The following is an 18,978-nucleotide window of genomic DNA, read 5'->3' on the forward strand; positions in this document are numbered from 1 at the left end:
AAACTTCGCTGGTGGGTCTTTCCGCGTTTGGGCCTGGTTCCATTTTCATTTTAATCATAAACGTTTTAAAGAAAAAGCGCTGGTGGATCCAGCGCTTTTTTCTACAAAACGTTTGCCCTTCCGGAGTAAATTTGTCCGTGTTCCCCGTCGACGGTCACTTCACTTTCGTTTGCCAACAGTTTCACGGCGTCTTGCACTCCCACTACCACCGGGATGCCCAGGCTGACACCGACAACCGCAGCATGCGAAGTCAAACCGCCTTCTTCGGTAATCACGGCCGAAGCCTTTTTAAATGCTTCCATCATGTCTTTGTCCGTACTGTGTGTCACAATGATACCGCCTTTGACCATCTTGCGATTCAACTCATCCGCATTTTTTGCCACGATCACCGGACCGGTCACGACGCGTTTGCCGATTCCCTGTCCTTGCGCCAACACGCCGCCGATCACATGCACTTTCATCAAATTGGTGGTTCCTGATTTTCCGACTGGCACCCCGGCCGTAATGACGACCAGATCTCCTTGTTTCACATATTGGTTTTCCAGTGCCGTGGAAATGGCATAAGTGAACATTTCATCCGTTGTTTCCGCATTGATTCCCTTGATGGGATAAACTCCCCAAACCAGCGATAATTTTCGCAAGGTCGATTCATTGGGTGTCACGGCAATCACGGGAGTTTTCGGGCGGTATTTGGACACCATGCGTGCGGTATATCCGGTTTCGGTCGGGGTCACGATTGCCGAACATTCCAATTTGTAAGAGGTATGCACCACGGCCTGGCTGATGGACTCGGTAATCGTGTGGCTGATCTCTCTGATTTTTTGTTGAAAACGTTCCTGATACCGAAGCGATGATTCCGTGCGAATGGCAATCCGCGCCATGGTACTGACGGATTCCACCGGATATTTCCCGGCCGCCGTTTCCCCGGACAACATGATGGCATCGGTTCCGTCCAAAATCGCATTGGCCACGTCGCTGGCTTCCGCCCGGGTGGGCCTTGGATTGCGTTGCATGGAATCCAGCATTTGCGTCGCCGTGATCACCGGTTTGCCCAGGTGGTTGCATTTTTTGATCATTTCTTTTTGCACAATCGGCACTTCTTCAACGGGAATCTCCACTCCCAAATCGCCACGGGCCACCATCAAGCCGTCACTGACATCCAAGATACTGTCCAGGTTGTAAATTCCTTCCTGGTTTTCAATTTTGGAGATGATTGGGATATGGGCTTGGTGCTCCTCCAAAATTTCCCGGATTTCCAAAACATCCTGGGGCTTTCTCACAAAAGAGGCCGCGATAAAATCGACTCCCTGTTCAATGCCGAAAAGAATATCCTTGGCATCTTTTTCCGTGATGCCCGGAAGATTTATTTTGACCCCCGGAATATTCACCCCTTTGCGGCTTTTTAAAACGCCGCCATTGTCAATGGTGCATTCGATCTCGGAGCCATGGACCCGTTCCACGGTTAAACCGATCAAACCGTCATCAATCAAAATCGTGGCGCCCGGTTGGACATCCTGCGGCAATCCTTGGTAGGAGACGGAAATCCGTTCTTCATTCCCCAAGACCGGTTCTGTTGTCAGTGTGACCTTGTTTCCGGCAACCAATTCAATTTCCGGCTTTTCCAAATCGCCGGTGCGAATTTCCGGACCTTTGGTATCCAGCAAAATCGCAATATTTTTTCCTTCTTCTTTTGCCGCTTGCCGGATATTTTCAATCCGCTGTTTATGTTCTTCATGAGAGCCGTGGGAAAAATTCAAGCGGGCCACATCCATGCCGCTTTGAATCAGCTTTTTTAACACCGGGATCTTTTCACTCGCCGGGCCAATCGTACAGACAATCTTTGTTTTACGAAGCATCCTGCTACTCATCTCCTCATGTTAAATCGATAATATCTTTGCCAAGTCATATAGTTCCATATCGGGTTGATGCTTCATGGAAAAAGCCTCATCAAAGTCAATTCCGACCAATTTATTGTTTTGGATCGCCACCATTTTATCCTTTTCTCCCGCACGCAAAAGATCGACCGCTTTAGCTCCCATCCGGCTGGCTAAAACACGGTCGAAAGCAGTAGGAGACCCTCCGCGTTGCACATGTCCCAACACGGTCACTCTTGTCTCAACGCTGAGTTTTTCTTTGATTTTCTCCGCAAATTCGACGCCGCTGCCCACACCCTCGGCAACAATGATGATGCTGTGTTTTTTCCCGCTTTCCGTTGCTTGTTTCAACCGGCGCACCACATCATCCAGATCATACGGCGATTCCGGAATCAGGATGGATTCGGCCCCGTCGGCCAATCCGGACCAGAGGGCAATGTCCCCCGCATTTCTTCCCATCACTTCGATCACATATGTGCGCTCATGGGAAGTGGCAGTATCCCGGATCTTGTCAATGCAGTCGATGACGGTGTTGACCGCTGTGTCAAACCCGATCGTAAAATCTGTACCCGGAATGTCATTATCAATGGTTCCGGGAACACCCACAGCAGGGAAACCCAATGCCGTCAATTTTTGGGCTCCCCGGAAACTGCCGTCTCCGCCGATAACCACCAATCCGTCGATTTCATGCTTTCTCAATTGCTCAACCGCTTTTTTCCGGCCTTCCTCGGTTTGAAACTCTTTGCAACGAGCACTATATAAAATGGTACCGCCGCGATGAATGATATCCCCGACTGATCTTAAACTCAACGGACGGATATCCCCGTTGATCAAACCGGTATATCCGCGGATCACTCCATACACTTCCAGGCCGTGATAATGTCCGCTGCGCACAACGGCACGAATGGCGGCGTTCATGCCCGGAGCGTCACCGCCACTGGTAAGTACAGCTATACGCTTCATTGTTCAAATCACCTCATCAGATTCAGTATATCCCAGCCCTCAGGGACATAAAACGTCCAACCGGGACAAAAAGAGAAACCGTCAAAACGGCTTCTACTTTGTGACCATCGAAGTAAATTCTCCGATCTTGGAAAATTTTTGATACCGATCCTCAATCAGTTCGTCTCCTGAGAGCAAAAGCAAAGATGTCAGATGTTTATTTATTGCTTGTTTAATATATTTTGATTGTAACATGGGATTATGGTGAGCTCCACCTTTTGGTTCTGAAATAATTTCGTCAATGACTCCTAATTTTTTCAAATCGGCGGAGGTTATCTTCAAAGCTTCGGCTGCTTCCTGGGCTTTTGCCGCATCCCGCCACAAAATGGCTGCGGCCCCTTCCGGCGAAATCACCGAATAATAAGCATGTTCCAGCATCAACAAGCGGTTGCCGACACCGATGCCGAGTGCGCCTCCACTGCCTCCTTCCCCGGTGATGACACAGATGATCGGGACCGAAAAACCGGCCATTTCCCGCAAATTGCGGGCGATCGCTTCACTCTGTCCCCGTTCTTCCGCTTCAATTCCCGGATGGGCCCCTTGTGTATCGATGAAGCAAATGATCGGACGGCCGAACTTATCCGCTTGCTGCATCAAACGAAGCGCTTTTCGGTATCCTTCCGGATGGGGAAGACCGAAATTGCGGGCAATTTTATCTTTTGTGTCCGTGCCCCGTTCATGCCCGATCACCGTCACCGGACGCCCGTCCAACTTGGCAATGCCTCCGACAATCGCCGGATCATCCCCGTAGAGCCGGTCCCCGTGCAATTCCATAAAATCGGTAAAAATGGTCCGGATGTAATGCAAGGTCGTCGGACGGTTCGCATGCCGGGCAATCTGGATCTTTTGCCAGGTTGTCAAATTCCCGTATATCTCATTTTCCAAACGGGCGGCTCTGTCTTGCAACTTTGCAATTTCATCCGACAAATCAAGATTTTTTTCCTGCGAAAAATTCTCCAGTTCCTCAATTCTTTTTCTCAATTCAATCAGTGGTTTTTCAAATGGCAATGCATTTTTCATCAAGCTTCCCTCCTATCCGCGTGAAAATCCAAAATCCGTATCAGGGTTTCACGCATATCTGAACGGGGAACCACTTGATCCAACTGGCCGTGTTTCAACAAAAACTCCGCTGTCTGAAAATCATCCGGCAGTTTTTGGCGAACCGTCTGCTCGATGACCCGGCGCCCTGCAAATCCGATCAAGGCCCCCGGTTCCGCGATGTTGATATCCCCGAGGGAAGCAAAGCTCGCAGAGACTCCGCCCGTGGTCGGATGGGTCAAAACAGAAACAAACAATACATGATTCCGGTGCAATTTTTCCAGAGCCGCACTGGTCTTGGCCATTTGCATCAAGGATAAAATCCCTTCCTGCATCCGTGCCCCTCCGGAAGCACAAAACAGAATAAACGGGTACTTCTTCAGTATCGCTCTTTCCGCCGCACGGGCAATTTTTTCCCCGACGACCGACCCCATGCTCCCCATGCGGAAACGGGAGTCCATCACACCCAACACAACCGGATAGCCTCCCATGTTCCCTTCGCCGGTGACAATGGCTTCATTCAGGTTGCTTTTTTCCATATCTTTTTTCAGTTTCCCCTGATAGCCCGGAAACTCCAAAGGGTCGGCCGACTGCAAATCCGCGTCATATTCGATGAAACATCCGCTGTCCACCAATGACTCAATGCGCTCCCATGCGGTCATGGGAAAATGATAACCGCACGCCTTGCACACTTTCAGTTTTTTTTCCAGCTCTTTTGTAATCAAGATTGTCCGGCATTTCGGGCATTTTTGCATAATCCCTTCGGGAATCTCTTTTTTGACCTGTTCTGAAGGAATGGTTGCGTACTTTTTCTGTTTCCTGAATAAATCTCGTAACACGTTAACACCTTCTCTGAAAGTCTTCTTTTCAATCTGTCAAATCGAGTTCCATTCCACTTGTTGATTCATGATGACTGATTCCGGTCCGAATCGAACGCCAGGCGGCAAAGAGCCGTTCCAAGCAAGAGATGGCGGACCACTCCCGTTTTTCCTTGATTGCATCCACAATTTCCTCGTAGCACACGATCATCTTCGGATAGATCTTCTCCTCATCGCCCTTCTCTTTGCTGATCGCCTTTTCAAAACAAACGACGGGATGCCAAACACGGGTTAACAGATAGTTGTCTGTTAACTTGATCAAATAAGCATGAAAATCCATCATCACTTTTTTTGGATTTTGATGATCATAAACCAGCCTTTTCATTTTTTCCACCAGATATTCCAAATGAGCCGTTTGCTCTTTGGTCACCTGGTGCCTTTGAATGAGACGAACCGCCCCGATCTCCAGGATCATCCGCATTTCCATGACGTCTTTCTTGGCATTTTCGTTTTTTAAAATGAATCCTGCCAACAGATCGACAAATTGATGGGCATAGACAGGCTCCAGGAAAGTTCCTTCCCCTCTCCGGGTACTGATCAATCCCAACAGTTCGAGTGAGCGCAAAACCTCCCGCACCGACGATCGTCCGGCATTCAACCGCTCGGACAATTCTCTCTCAGAAGGGAGGCGGTCACCCGGCCTGAGCCCGTCTTCTTCTATCAGTTGGTGTATTCCTTTAAAGATTGCTTCAAATTTACTGGATCCACTCATCGTTTTCATCCATCACGCCTTATTTCTGTCATGGTACATATACTTTGGTCAATTGCATGGTTTTTTGGCGAATTTCCTCCGGGTCGACTTGAATTCGCGCCTCACCGGTTTCCATCGCCGCTTTGGCAACTTCCATGGCCACTTTCGGGGCCACCCGCGGATCAAAAGGAGCAGGAATCACATAATCCGGACTCAACTCATGCTCCTCAATCAGACTGGCGATTCCATACGCGGCGGCAATTTTCATTTCCTCATTGATCGCTTTGGCCCTCACATCCAGGGATCCCCGAAAAATGCCCGGAAAGGCCAGCACATTGTTCACCTGATTGGGGAAATCGGAACGTCCGGTTCCCACCACTTTGGCCCCGGCTTGTTTCGCTTCTTCCGGCATGATTTCCGGAACGGGATTGGCCATGGCAAAAATAATCGGGTCTTTGTTCATGGATCGTACCATTTCCGGCGTCACCGCACCGGCAACCGAAACACCGATAAACACATCGGCGCCTTTCATCACATCGGCCAATTCCCCGCGAAGCATCCGGTGATTGGTCATTTCAGCCACTTTTTCCTTCACGGGATTCATCCCGTAGGGACGCCCTTTGTAAATGGCGCCTTTGCTGTCACACATCACCACATCGCGGACGCCCATATTGAGCAACATTTGAATAATGGCAATTCCCGCGGCTCCGGCACCATTGGCGACAACCCGGATTTCTTCCATCTTTTTGCCAACCACTTTCAAAGCGTTGATCAACCCGGCCAAGGTGACAATGGCGGTGCCGTGCTGATCATCGTGAAAGACCGGGATGTCCAGTTCTTTTTTCAACCGCTCTTCAATGATGAAACAGTTGGGAGCCGCGATATCCTCCAAGTTAACCCCGCCAAATGTGGGGGACATGAATTTGACCGTCTCTACAATTTTATCGATTTCTGTCGTATCAAGGCAAATCGGAATTGCATCCACCCCTGCAAATGATTTGAACAGGACCGCTTTTCCTTCCATCACCGGCAGGGCGGCTCTGGGACCGATGTTTCCCAACCCCAACACGGCGGTGCCGTCCGTAACGACAGCAACCAGATTCCCTTTCATCGTATAATCATAAATGACACCCGGATCCTTGTGAATTTCCCGGCAAGGTTCGGCAACACCCGGTGAGTAAGCCAAACTGAGATCATACGCCGACTCGACAGGAACCTTTGATTGCATCGTCAGCTTCCCGCGCTTTTCCCGATGCAACCGCAATGCTTCTTCGCGCAAATTAGCCAATACCGACTCGCTCCTTTTCTCCGAATAAGTGGTCTGACCACTAATAAGTCACATTATACCAGAACAGCCGGGGAAGTGAAAATGGCTGTTGTGACTTTGTATAACCCCTCACAAAGCCTGTGCTTGTCTCATCGGATGCACACAGTTATTTTTCTTTATTTTCAGACTTTTATTCATCGTTCCGGATTTTTGCCCCTTAACCCGTTATTTTGTCAGCAAAACCTCCTCTTTTTGTTCGTCCCACCGGATTTCCAGCGTCAACCGGTCCGTTCCCTCCACCGGGGAAGTGTCTTTCAAAACCGAATTCATGACCACCTGGCCATTGCCATCCAAAAACGTTTTCTCCTCGCTTAAAACGTTTTGCCCGGATTTCAACAGATAGTGAACCGGTCCCACAAAAGCCGCTTCCCCGCCGATATACCGGATCATCAGTTTTTCTTCGCTGGTGTCTTCTCTGTGATGGTATTCCACCGACGCTTCCCAGTGTTTCGTTTTTCCGGACAAACGCTCTGTCGTTTCCGGACGGGCACAAGCCGACATCAAAATCAAACCAGCCAAAAGAGAAAGAAAAACCGGAAACCGGATGTTTTTCATCTGCTCTCCACCTTTCTGAACCATCTTTTCTTATGTATCCAATCAGCTTTTCATCCCGCTGACCATTCTCGGTGTTTATGTTTTTATTCATTCGGATAAATAAAATCTATGATCTCCCGCAGAAGAAAAGCCCGCATGCGAGCTTTTCCGTATTTCCTTTCACAGCACCAAACCCATTTCTTTTTTGGCTTCCCGTTGAAACCAGCATTCCCCCTTTGTGATCAATCCCAAAACATATTCCCTCGCTTCCCGGTGCTGCAAAGTCAAAAAGCTTAAATCTTCTCCCATCCACACTTCCCATCCGGGCTCTTCCTTCTGACGGTTCACCCTGATATCCAACCCGTAATTCACATCAAAGAAACGCCAAACTTTTTGGGACGCAAACACATTTTCCAGATAATCATCAATTCCGGATTGAAACCGTTCGTACAAAGGCTCCAGTTTTTGCGCAACCAATTTTTCATTTGTAAAAACTTCTTCTTTTTTTATTTCATTTATAAACGAAACGAAAAAAATCTTTTCTTTTTCAAAATAGATACAGTATTGCTCATGATAAACGGGATCCAACAGTTCACGGGACTCTTGCTGTTTCCACAGCCTGCGGATGGCCTTTTTCATTCACATCCTCCTTGTCAAATATAAAAAAATATTCTAAAAACAATTTGTGAATGATTTCATCTACTTTTATTATAAACAATCAGGGGAATTTTTCATTAAAGAAAGCAAATAAAAAGAAAAACTTGTGAACAAACGGTCAAAAAAAGAAGTGTCCGCCTCCCGGCAAACACTTCTTTGCAAAGATCAAGGTTGATTTTTCATATATGGATTGGTATCGGGATGTTGATGAGCAATCCTGGCGGATGCCGCCGCCGCCACGCCGGCGACAATGTCATCCAAAAACACATGAATCTGTTTCCCGTGGTTATTTAATTTCTCCATGATCCCGACTTTGTTTTTATCCAGATAACCAAAACTGGTCAGGCCGATGGTTCCATAGACATTCGTGATGCTGAGTGCCAGAATTTCATCAATTCCGTACAGCGGTTCGTCCACTTCCATGATGGTTTGAAAAGGCTCGGGCAACTTCTTTTGTTCTGCCAGCATATCCAAGGACACACCCGTGATAATGGCATGTTGCACTTCCCTTTTTTTCAATACGGCTTTCACATTTTCAACGCAGGTTTGAAGCGACAGATCCTTGTTGTACGGCGATTGCAACTGATAAACGATCTCCGCGATTCCTTCGACGGTCACCCCGCGTTCTTCCAGCAGCTTCAAGGAATGTTCATAAAACAAAATCTCACCTTCTCTTAGCGGCTTGTCGCCTGTTTGTGCCTTCCGTCTCTCTTTTGACCCGCAGCCCTTCTTCCCCGACAATCTGTTTCAGTTGGTTGACACACGCCTCTGTCCATGCGATCCCGTATTGATCAACCGGCAACGCACGCACTTGTTTCATCCGCTCATAATAAAGATAAACGGGAATCCGTCCCCGGTTTCGAAGAATGACTGCTTTTAACCGGTTTAATTTTTCCGCTTGTTCCAACTCAGGGGTAATGCGCAAATACACCCCCTGCGGATTATCCGGCCGGTGTGCTTTCACCGCTTTCAAATCCATCAATGCATCCACAACCACTTGAACCCGGTCATCCGGGTCGGTTTGGACGCTTCCTTTGACCAGCACCATCGTCCCGTCTTTCACATCATCCCGGTATCGGGAGAAAGCTTTGGGAAAAAAGATCGTTTCCACTTCGCCGTGCCGGTCGGCAAGCGTCATAAAGCCCATGGGTTCCCCTTTTTTGGTTTGAATGACTTTTAATCTGGTGACTTGCCCGGCAATCCAAACCCGGCTTTTGTCCGGCAGGCACTTTAATTCCGGAATCGTATGAGTGGTGGATTTCCGGATCTCTTCTTGATAAGCATCCAGAGGGTGGCCCGACAAATACAATCCCAAAAGTTCTTTTTCCTTTTCCAACTTTTCTTCCCGCGAGTAAGGGGTCACCCGGCTTTGGGACAGGTGAAATTGAATGTCCTCCCCGTTGGAACCGGAAAATGCAAAGCTTAACTGGTCTTTGTCGGCCAGTTGTTTTTCCAGCATTGCCTGCTCCATAACATCGTCGAGAACGGATAAATTTTGTGCCCGGTGCCCCGGAAACGAATCCGTCGCCCCGCATTCGATCAACGATTCCAAGACACGCCGGTTGCAGATTCTTAAGTCCACACGCCGGCACAAATCCAACAAATCCTTAAACGGCCCTTCTTTCCGCGCTTCAATGATATTGCGGATGGCATGGGCGCCAACGTTTTTGACGGCCAACAGCCCGAACCGGATCGCCCGGCCTTCCACCGTAAACGTCCGTTGGCTCTTTTGAATGTCCGGAGGCAGGACCGGCAAATTCATCCTTTTCGCTTCCTCAATATATTCGGCCATTTTGTCATGATTCCCCATCACGGTGGCCAAAAGCGCCGTCATGAATTCAAGCGGATAATTGGCTTTCAAATAAGCCGTCTGATAAGCAAGCACGCCATAGGCCGCCGAATGGCTCCGGTTAAACCCGTAATCGGCAAACCGGACAATCAAATCATAAATTTGTTCTGCCGTCGATTCATCATAGCCTTGTCCGATGCAACCTTTGACAAACGCCTGCCGCTGTTCCAACAACAAGCTTTTTTCCTTTTTGCTGACGGCCCGTCGCAAGATATCTGCCTGCCCCAGTGAAAAGCCGGCCATTTTGGCGGCGATTTTCATGATTTGCTCCTGATAGACGATAATCCCGTACGTACCTTCCAGGATCTCTTCCAGATCCGGATGCAGATAATCCACCTTCTCCAGCCCGTGTTTGGCGCGGATAAACCGCGGAATCTGTTCCATGGGGCCCGGACGATATAAGGCGAGCACCGCGATCAGATCCTCAAAACGGGTTGGCTTTAATTCTTTGAGCACTTGCCGCATCCCGAAAGACTCCAACTGGAAAACGCCGACGGTCTCGCCACGGGACAACATCCGGTAAGTGGCCGGGTCATCATATTCCATTTGCGAAAAATCCGGTGTCTGTCCGTGGGTTTCTTTGATGAGTCGAAGCGCATTTTCAATAATGGTCAAATTGCGAAGCCCCAAAAAATCCACTTTGAGAAGGCCGATCTTCTCCAAGACCTCCATCGGATATTGCGTCAGCGGAATTCCTTCACTTCCTTCCTGTAACGGAACGAAGCGGGTCAGGGGTTCGCTGGAAATGACCACACCGGCGGCATGCGTGGATACATGTCTCGGCATCCCCTCCACTTTTTCCGCCGCTTTCAGCAATTTACCCACAGCCGGGTCCAAGGTTTGCTGTTTCAACCGTGGTTCAGATTGATAGGCCTTCTTCATGGTCATCCCGGGGCTTGCCGGAATCATTTTTGCCAGCCGGTCCACCTCTGGATAGGGATAATCCATCACACGCCCCAGATCCCGGACCGCCGCCCTGGGGGCCATGGTTCCAAAGGTAATGATGTGCGCAACGTGATCCGCGCCGTATTTTTCGACAACATACCGAATCACTTCATCCCGCCGCTCATAGTTAAAGTCGATATCGATGTCCGGCATGCTGATCCTCTCCGGGTTTAAAAACCGTTCAAACAACAGACCGTACCGGATGGGATCGATCTGGGTGATGTTCAGCAGGTAGGCCACCAGGCTTCCGGCGGCCGAACCGCGTCCGGGACCGACCGCAATCCCGTTTTCATGCGCAAAACGGACAAAATCCCAAACCACCAGAAAATAATCGTTCAGATCCATTTGATCAATGGTTTCCAATTCATAGTGAAGCCGGTTTAATATTTCGTCGGTGATTTTTTCATACCTTTCCTCCGCTCCCTTTAAACATAGTTTTTTCAAGTAATCTCTCGCGCTCATCCCGTCCGGGACAGGGAAGCGGGGAAACCATTTTTGCCCGAGTGGAATCGTCACATGACAACGCTCGGCAATTTTGGCCGTATTTTGGATGGCTTCCGGCACATGCCGAAAACGCTCCTTCATCTCATTTTTCGACTTTAAATAAAATTGATCCGAACCGAAACGAAACCGATGCACATCATCCAATTTACTGCCTGTTCCTATACATAATAAACAATCATGAATTTCATGATCATTTTTTTCCACGTAATGGACATCATTGGTGGCAATGAGTGGAATCTTGAATTCTTCCGCCCACTTGATCAGCACCCGGTTCACCTGCTTTTGTTCCGGCAACCCATGATCCTGCAATTCCAGATAAAAGCAATTTTTCCCAAAAATATCCAAATATTCCCGGATCAAACGACTGGCTTTTTCATATTGGCCGTTTAAAATCGCCTGCGGAATCTCCCCCTTCAGACAAGAACTGGTTGCGATCAAACCGGCAGCGTGTTTTCGAAGCAAGTTCCGGTCAATTCGCGGTTTATGGTGAAATCCCCGCAAATGGGCTTCGGTACATAGGCGGATCAAATTTTGGTATCCTTCATTGGACTCGGCAAGGAGCAGCAAATGGTATGTTTTTTGCTCCTTGAGGGGCGTTTTTTTCGTGTAATCGTCCGTCAAATACATTTCACAACCAATGATGGGTTTGATTCCTTCTTCCAGACAGGCCCGGTAAAAAGGGATCACACCGTACATCACGCCGTGGTCGCTGATGGCCAGCGCCTTCATCCCCAGCTGTTTTGCTTTGGCAACCACCTCTTTGATCCGGGCCGCCCCGTCCAACAAACTGTATTCCGTGTGCAGGTGTAAGTGGACAAATTCATCCGGTTCCACAGCCATCACCTCCCATCTTTCTCCCATTATATCAAAGAAGGTCGTCCTCATATTTTACAAGAAGCGTTCATAGGGTGAATAGAAGAAACCAAATGGAGGACGGTTAAGCGATGGAACAGGAATTTTGGACCACAGCCATTTTGGATTTTCTGATTGCATTAGGCGTCGTGTTGGGCGGAGTCATGTTGGGAGGATTGGGTGCTTTTGTGGCGGATGATTACCCGATGTACAAAATGTTGCGGTTGTCCGAACAGCTGAAAATCTGGGCCATGGTTGCCGCCATCGGGGGAACGTTTGATACCATCAAAAATTTTGAAATCACCATTTTGGGGGGACAATTAAACTTAGCATTCCAACAATTGATTTTTATCGTCAGTGCTTTCTTGGGTGCCCACACAGGAACCATTCTGGTTCGTTGGTTGATCCAAGGTGAATTTTAAATGATAAGTGGCGTTTGGCAAATGCTGAAAAAAAACCGCCGTTCTTTTGTGATGTTCCTGTTGGGCGTTATCACGGGCAGCAGTGTCTTTCTGATTCTCTACGGGCAAAAACTGGACGGTTTGCTTTCCGAGAGAAACACCATCTATTATGCAAACAACCAAAAATACAAAGAGATCCTGAAATTGGAGAAAGAAATTGAGCAACTCACCAAAAAAGGAAACCGGCGGCAAGACGAGGAAGAACGAATCAAAAAAATCGTCGTGGAGGTGGATGCTGAACAGCCTTTTATCTCGGATGCCGTCAAAACGCGGATCGAGAAAAAATTATCTCCCTTTCTGGACAAATCCATGCAATGGATCAGCAATAATCCGGATATCATTGAACTGATCCTTGAAAAAGAACAAGTGACCATTGATGACACCCAACGCACCAAAGTGGAAGTTCACTTAAAATATGTCTCGTTGTACGATGAAACGCTGAAAATCTGGCTGGAAGCCAAAAGCCTCACCAATGACGTGGCAAACACGAACAGTTGATGCAATGCGTTAAGATATACGATATGATGGAAAGGAAACAGGACTTTCAGCCGAAACAAGGCAAAACGCCTTTGTTCCATCTTGAATGTGACCAAACGCCGCATGCGGTTTCAGGAGGTATTATCAGTGGAAGCCCTTGTCATCCTGTTGATTTCATTGATTTGCATCAGCATTTTCGGAACTTTTTTCAACAGCATTTTATCACGTCGCAAACAAGGAATAGCCAAACATCTTCACCGGGCCCGGATGAATATTCATATGGGCGTCATGTTTGTTTCCATTGCCCTTTTGCAATTTGTCACCATCCAAACGACAGCGATTCAGAAAGCGTTCATCGCCATCATTTTTGTGCTTGGCCTGATCAACGGCTATTACGGAATCAAAAACCATCACTATTTCAAACAACAAAGGCAAGAAAATCAAGAAGCCTCACAGTCCTGAAAAAACAAAAGGCTCAAACCTGAAAAGATTTGAGCTTACCATGACGGCATGGGCATGAAGTCCATGCTTTTTTTAACGGTCGATGGCGTGCGCCGTGATGAGCGCTTTGGCCACAACTTGTTGGTCCAAAAGCATTTCCACATCCATTTTCGCCTGTTTCCGCCCCAGATCCAAAATTCTGGGTTGAATTTTTACGTGACTTTCGATTTGAACCGGTTTTAAAAAATACAGGGTCACATTTTGAATGGTGAGATCCCCGCGCCGTTTCCGGCGAAGGGCCCGAATGGCGGCCTCCGTCATCAACGTGGTGCACACCCCCGTGCTTAACATCCCCAAAGAATCCGTCATTTGCGGGGTAATTTGCCCGCTGAACACGGTTTCTCCATTGGTCCCTTCTTCCGAGAATCCGCGAAAACTCAATTCCTGGATCGTTTCGCCGACTTGCGGCTGTTTTTGCATATAGTGCAGCGATTTGATCACATCTTCGCGGCTGATCACCCCGATGATTTTCCGGTAATCATCCACGACCGGCAACAATTCAATGCCTTCCCACACCATTTCATGCGCGGCGGAAGCGAGGGAGGTTTTTAAATTCACCGTGATCGGATTTTTGGTCATCACTTTTTCAATTTTCTCTTCCGGGGGAAATCCCATCACGTCTTTCGCCGTCACCATCCCGACCACGCGGTCTTTGTCATCGGTGACCGGATACCGGCTGTGCGAGGTTTCCCGCAACAACTCGTGAAAACGGGAAATGGTGTCATTCGCCCGTAAATAAACGGGGCGGTTGGATGTTTTGATCACATCCTCCACCATCAAAATCTCTTTTTTGATCAGCCGGTCATAAATGGCCCGGTTGATCATCGTCGCCACCGTAAAGGTGTCATAACTGCTGGAGATCACCGGCAACTCCAGCTTGTCCGCCAACCGCTTCACTTCATCGGTTGTGTCAAACCCGCCCGTAATCAGCACGGCGGATCCTCTTTCCAGCGAAACCCTGTGCACATTGTCCCGATTTCCGACGATCAGAAGGTTCCCCGGTTCCACATAACGCATCATGGCTTCCAATTTCATGGCGCCGATCACCATGCGGTTCAACGTCTTGTGCAAACCGGACCGGCCGCCAAGAACACTTCCGTCCACAATGTTGACCACTTCGGCAAATGTCAATTTTTCTATGTCGGAACGTTGCTTTTTCTCGATGCGCACCGTTCCCACCCGTTCAATGGCATGGACAAGCCCCTTCAACTCTGCGTCTTTAATCGCCCTGTAAGCGGTTCCATCGCTCACATTTAATTCTTTCGCAATTTGCCGGACAGATATTTTATGTCCCACTTCCAAGCTCTCAATGTACTTGAGAATTTGCTCATGCTTTGTCGCCAATTGCCTTCCCTTCCTTCGCCGTTACTGTTACACTTATTATATTACAAAACGGGGGACAGAAAAAATAAAAAGGAGCTTTCCAAGAAAACTCCTTTCTGTTTGCAATAGAAACAGACTTGCCAAATAGAAAGAAACAGATTCAATATCCGGTGATCTGACGGTGTTTTAAAGTTTTCCTCAGTTCCAACATTCTGAAATATTGCCGGATCATTTTTTCTTTGCGTTCTTTTTTCAACAACCGTTTCATCTCCAAAATATTGGCCGTGAGATTCAGGAATAACCCCGCCAACCACATCAGGGAAAAAAATGTTCCTCCCACTCCGTGCAGATCAAAGGGAAGCTCAGGGACGGCGATGATCAAAAGGGAGACACTGATTCCAAGTTCCATCATCCGTTTTCCTTTCAATTCCCTTCCCCCCTCACCATTTACCAACAATATATTCTTTTGTTTTTTTATATAGCACCGGCCTGAAAGCAAACAAAAAAAGAGACGGCTTTAAAACCGTCTCTACCAAAGGGGGTTTTCATCTTCGTCTATTGTAGTGGAAAAAGATTACGAGTCAATTACAGTAAATTTACAAATCGTTATCTTAAAGGGTGAATGTTTCGCCGACGCCCAGCACACTGCCGCCAATGCCTTTGGCATTCAGTTTCTCCACGAAAGCACCGGCATCTTGCCGGATCGGCGGGAACGTGTTGTAGTGCATCGGAATCACATGCTTGGCCCCGATCCATTCCGCCGCAGTCAGCGCATCTTCCGGTCCCATGGTGAAATTGTCCCCGATGGGGAGAAGGGCCAAATCGATTTCTTTGCCTCTTCCGATCAGTTTCATGTCGGAGTAAAGCGCGGTATCCCCCGCATGGTAAATGGTTTTTCCTTCCAGAGTCAACACAAAACCGGATGGCGGTCCCAAATAGATGATTTGTTGTTCTTCATTTTTGACGAATCCGGAACCATGCAGCGCATTCACCATTTTGACATGGCCAAAATCAAACGTATAGCCTCCGCCAATGGACATGCCATGGGCATTCACCCCTTGAAAACCGAGCCAGACGGCCAATTCATGGGGGGCGATCACGGTCGCTTGATTCCGTTTGGCAATGTCCACCGTATCCCCGACGTGGTCATCATGACCGTGCGTCAACAAAATCCAATCGGCTTTGAGCTCTTCCGGTTTCGCTTTTGCCAGCGGATTGCCGCTTAAAAACGGGTCAATGACAATGCGATGTTTCGGGGTTTTAATTTCAAAACAGGAATGTCCGTGATATGTAATGTTCATCCGTCATCCTCCTTCTTTGCGATCCTTTTCATCCACCTGCCTGACCATCCCGGGAAACCGTGACTGTGGAAAAGGTTGTCTTCCAACCTGTCCGGCTTCAGGCTCCCCTCTTTTTCATCCTAACGATTTTCCCGCTTTTTTTCCATCCCTTCCGCCGAAGCCAAGCCTGTTTTATTCACCATGCGGTTGACGCCCACATACCATACATTAGTATTTTACAGGCGGAAGGGGATTGTCATGGGGCTGGCACAAGTACAAATTCAAATCTTGTCACAACATCAGCTTCCTCACCACATTGATCTGGTGATGAGTCAGGCTTTGGCCAAAAAATTGGAGATTAAAACCCCGGTTTTCTCGGTCGCATTTGGTTCAGCCATCGCAAAAGGACGAGTCGCTTTCAGTCGCATGAACCATAAACTGATTTGCATCAGCTCTGATCTTGCCGAGCAATTGAAAATGAACCCTCAGCCATGGATTCGGGCCCATTTTGACGCACATTCTCTCCGCTTGCGTTTTGGACCTGTTTTTGGCATTTTGATCAATGCCCATCCGCAGGAAAAGCGTGCTCAACCTTTTGGACTGATGACCAAATTTCTGGATGAATGCATCACTGCCGGTCAGATGAGAGGAATCCGGGTCGCTGTCATCACGCCGGAACACATCGATTTAAACCGGAATGAAACGACCGTCTGGATCAAACAAAAAAACCGGTGGCAATGTGCAAAATACCCGCTTCCGGATGTGATTTACAACCGCATCAACTCACGCCGCATCGAGCAACAAGAATCATTGCAGATAAAAATGTCTCTGTTGAAAAACCATTTCCGGATCCCCATCTTCAACGAAAGGTTTTTGGATAAGTTACAGGTTTATCAAATCCTGGCCCAAGACGAATCGATCCGTTCGCGATTGCCGGAAACCTATTCATTCCGCGATCCGAGGGCCTTAACCCTGTTCAAACGATATTCCACCGTTTATCTCAAACCGACCAACGGCAGTCTGGGAAGCGGGATCATCAAGATCACCCGATCCAAAAAAAGTTGGATCTATCAACTGTCCACCCCAGGGGGAACGGTTCGCCGAACCTTGAAGAACCATTCCAGCCTGATGAAATTGTTAAAACAAAAAATCAGAAGCCAGCCTTATATCGCCCAACAGGGACTCAGGCTGATGAAATTTGACAACCGGCCGGTCGACTTTCGCATTTTGGCACAAAAAACCAAGGAAGGGGTTTGGAAAATCACTTCTTCTGTTGCGCGGATTGCCAACATTTCACATATTGTATCCAATCTGGCCCGTGGAGGTACGATCCGCAAAGCAAGTGATGTATTGAGGGAATGGTCCTATCCAAACAAACCGTCCATCCACCAGCTGCGGGCCGCCGCACTTGAAATCGCCAAAACGTTTGAACGTTTGGCCGACGGCCATTTCGCCGAACTCGGCATCGATCTGGCCGTCGACGTGCACGGGAAAATCTGGCTGATTGAAATCAATTCCAAACCATCCAAAACCGATGACACCGTGATTAATCCAAACAGCCATTTTCGCCCGTCCGTGTTGCGGTTGATCGACTATGTGCTGTATCTTTCCCAGCAAGGAAAACATGCTCCCCCCCCTTCTCCTTCGACGACTTCCGGGATCATGAGGAGGCAACGGCGATGACCGATCAAAAAAACAGGCTCGGCATTATGGTTTGTTACGGAAACAACCAAAAACACCCTCCGTTTAAAGAGCAATCCTTCTTTGAACAACTGACGCTCGAAGGAAAAAAACAGGGGCTGGAGGTTTTCATATTCAATCCGGGCCGGATTCATTGGAAAACCAGAACGGTTCCGGCTTGGCATTATCACCATCCGCGTTGGAAACAACAGACGGTCCCGCTGCCGCATTTGATCTATGACCGCTGTTATTATGTCAACGCCCGGCATTACATGAAGTATAAACCCCACGTTCAGAAAATCACCCAAGACCCGCAGATCCGATTGCTCGGAAGAGCTTTGGGCGGGAAATACCAAACCTATCTCATCTTGAAAGAGCATCCGGAAATCCGGACTTATCTTCCGGAAACCAAGCGGTTGACCCATGCCCAAGAGCTGTTCTCTTTCCTCCGGAAACATACCCGCGTTTTGATCAAACCCAATGGCGGCAGCCACGGAAGAGGAGTGGTCGCCATCGAACAAATCACCCCCTCCTCTTTCCTGCTGAAAGGGCGGACGAAATTCAACCAGCCTTTTTCCGTTCAATTTCAAACCCCGGTCCGACTCAGCCATTGGGTGGAACAAACCATCCGGGACACCCGTTACATCCTCCAACCTTTTTTGTCACTGAACACACCGGATGGGCGCCCGTTTGATGTCCGGATTCTGGTCCAAAAAAACGGACAAAAACAATGGGAAACAACGGGGCTTGCCATCCGGACCGGCCAACCCGATTCCATCACCTCCAATTTGCACGGCGGTGGGCAGGCTTTACCGTTCCAACCTTTTTTAAAACAGCATTACACCCCGCAAGAAGCAGCCAAAATTTTTTCGACCATCCACTATCTGAGCGAAATCGTGCCCCCGTTTATCGAAAGCCGTCACGGTCCTCTGGTAGAACTGGGAATCGATATCGGCATCGATGAAAACAAAGATGTCTGGATCATTGAAGTCAACTCAAAACCCGGGCGGTCCGTTTTCTTAAAAACCGGAGAACTGGAAGTGCGGCGGCGTGCCATCCAGTTTCCCATTCAATATGCGAATGCTTTATTGAACAGCTAGGAGGG

At 48.3% G+C, this 18,978-nt stretch carries 18 protein-coding genes; 5 read left to right on the forward strand and 13 right to left on the reverse strand.

Going from position 1 to position 18,978, the window contains the following annotated elements; genetic code table 11:
• Positions 1–101: 101 nt before the first annotated feature.
• The 10 genes from pyk to I8U21_RS13080 form a co-directional block, all read right to left on the reverse strand.
• Positions 102–1,856 carry a pyruvate kinase gene (gene pyk / locus I8U21_RS13035; RefSeq protein WP_198054047.1) on the reverse strand — a complete coding sequence of 585 codons (1,755 nt, stop codon included), beginning with the start codon at positions 1,854–1,856 and terminating at the stop codon, positions 102–104.
• A gap of 21 nt (positions 1,857–1,877) precedes the next feature.
• Positions 1,878–2,837 carry a 6-phosphofructokinase gene (gene pfkA, locus I8U21_RS13040; RefSeq protein WP_181732469.1) on the reverse strand — a complete coding sequence of 320 codons (960 nt, stop codon included), beginning with the start codon at positions 2,835–2,837 and terminating at the stop codon, positions 1,878–1,880.
• Between the two features lie 93 nt (positions 2,838–2,930).
• Positions 2,931–3,896 (reverse strand): acetyl-CoA carboxylase carboxyltransferase subunit alpha, encoded by a 966-nt coding sequence (locus I8U21_RS13045; RefSeq protein WP_181732470.1) that lies wholly within the window; start codon positions 3,894–3,896, stop codon positions 2,931–2,933.
• Complete coding sequence (gene accD / locus I8U21_RS13050; RefSeq protein ID WP_198054048.1) at positions 3,896–4,753, reverse strand: acetyl-CoA carboxylase, carboxyltransferase subunit beta; 858 nt, start codon at positions 4,751–4,753, stop codon at positions 3,896–3,898. The genes I8U21_RS13045 and accD overlap by 1 nt, the downstream gene beginning before the upstream one ends.
• A gap of 28 nt (positions 4,754–4,781) precedes the next feature.
• A complete protein-coding gene (locus I8U21_RS13055; protein WP_232333884.1) occupies positions 4,782–5,504 on the reverse strand; it encodes a FadR/GntR family transcriptional regulator in 723 nt (240 codons plus the stop codon).
• A gap of 28 nt (positions 5,505–5,532) precedes the next feature.
• Complete coding sequence (gene ystJ / locus I8U21_RS13060) at positions 5,533–6,771, reverse strand: NADP-dependent malic enzyme (RefSeq protein ID WP_304650714.1); 1,239 nt, start codon at positions 6,769–6,771, stop codon at positions 5,533–5,535.
• A gap of 204 nt (positions 6,772–6,975) precedes the next feature.
• Entirely contained in the window at positions 6,976–7,365 is a 390-nt protein-coding gene (locus I8U21_RS13065) for a hypothetical protein (RefSeq protein ID WP_181732473.1), read from the reverse strand.
• Between the two features lie 159 nt (positions 7,366–7,524).
• Positions 7,525–7,983: a hypothetical protein gene (locus I8U21_RS13070; protein ID WP_181732474.1), complete on the reverse strand. Its 459-nt coding sequence runs from the start codon at positions 7,981–7,983 to the stop codon at positions 7,525–7,527.
• Between the two features lie 183 nt (positions 7,984–8,166).
• Positions 8,167–8,661, reverse strand: coding sequence for a phosphatidylglycerophosphatase A family protein (locus I8U21_RS13075; protein WP_181732475.1), 495 nt, complete (start codon positions 8,659–8,661; stop codon positions 8,167–8,169).
• A gap of 4 nt (positions 8,662–8,665) precedes the next feature.
• The gene (locus I8U21_RS13080) at positions 8,666–12,139 is read right to left on the reverse strand and encodes a DNA polymerase III subunit alpha (protein ID WP_198054049.1); all 3,474 of its coding nucleotides are present in this window, start codon (positions 12,137–12,139) and stop codon (positions 8,666–8,668) included.
• A 104-nt stretch (positions 12,140–12,243) separates the two neighbouring features.
• Between I8U21_RS13080 and I8U21_RS13085 the strand changes: the two genes are divergently transcribed.
• The 3 genes from I8U21_RS13085 (at position 12,244) to I8U21_RS13095 (ending at position 13,551) form a co-directional block, all read left to right on the forward strand.
• Entirely contained in the window at positions 12,244–12,573 is a 330-nt protein-coding gene (locus I8U21_RS13085; protein WP_037997636.1) for a YtrH family sporulation protein, read from the forward strand.
• Positions 12,574–13,110, forward strand: a complete 537-nt coding sequence (locus tag I8U21_RS13090; RefSeq protein WP_198054050.1) for a sporulation membrane protein YtrI — start codon at positions 12,574–12,576, stop codon at positions 13,108–13,110.
• Positions 13,111–13,236: 126 nt separating this feature from the next.
• A complete protein-coding gene (locus I8U21_RS13095) occupies positions 13,237–13,551 on the forward strand; it encodes a YtpI family protein (RefSeq protein WP_181732478.1) in 315 nt (104 codons plus the stop codon).
• A gap of 72 nt (positions 13,552–13,623) precedes the next feature.
• Here the strand turns inward: I8U21_RS13095 and I8U21_RS13100 are convergent, their stop codons facing one another.
• The 3 genes from I8U21_RS13100 to I8U21_RS13110 all read right to left on the reverse strand — a co-directional run bounded on the left by I8U21_RS13100 (position 13,624) and on the right by I8U21_RS13110 (position 16,214).
• Positions 13,624–14,934: a DRTGG domain-containing protein gene (locus I8U21_RS13100; protein WP_181732479.1), complete on the reverse strand. Its 1,311-nt coding sequence runs from the start codon at positions 14,932–14,934 to the stop codon at positions 13,624–13,626.
• A gap of 139 nt (positions 14,935–15,073) precedes the next feature.
• On the reverse strand, positions 15,074–15,340 hold the full coding sequence (locus I8U21_RS13105) for a hypothetical protein (protein ID WP_181732480.1): 267 nt from the start codon (positions 15,338–15,340) through the stop codon (positions 15,074–15,076).
• 184 nt (positions 15,341–15,524) lie between these two features.
• A complete protein-coding gene (locus I8U21_RS13110) occupies positions 15,525–16,214 on the reverse strand; it encodes a metal-dependent hydrolase (RefSeq protein WP_198054051.1) in 690 nt (229 codons plus the stop codon).
• A 237-nt stretch (positions 16,215–16,451) separates the two neighbouring features.
• Between I8U21_RS13110 and I8U21_RS13115 the strand changes: the two genes are divergently transcribed.
• Together I8U21_RS13115 and I8U21_RS13120 are read left to right on the forward strand one after the other, a co-directional pair.
• Positions 16,452–17,876 carry a YheC/YheD family endospore coat-associated protein gene (locus I8U21_RS13115; RefSeq protein WP_181732482.1) on the forward strand — a complete coding sequence of 475 codons (1,425 nt, stop codon included), beginning with the start codon at positions 16,452–16,454 and terminating at the stop codon, positions 17,874–17,876.
• On the forward strand, positions 17,873–18,973 hold the full coding sequence (locus I8U21_RS13120) for a YheC/YheD family endospore coat-associated protein (RefSeq protein WP_181732483.1): 1,101 nt from the start codon (positions 17,873–17,875) through the stop codon (positions 18,971–18,973). The genes I8U21_RS13115 and I8U21_RS13120 overlap by 4 nt, the downstream gene beginning before the upstream one ends.
• Positions 18,974–18,978: the final 5 nt, after the last annotated feature.

The organism is Thermoactinomyces sp. CICC 23799, from assembly GCF_016055145.1.
GTDB lineage: Bacteria > Bacillota > Bacilli > Thermoactinomycetales > Thermoactinomycetaceae > Thermoactinomyces > Thermoactinomyces intermedius.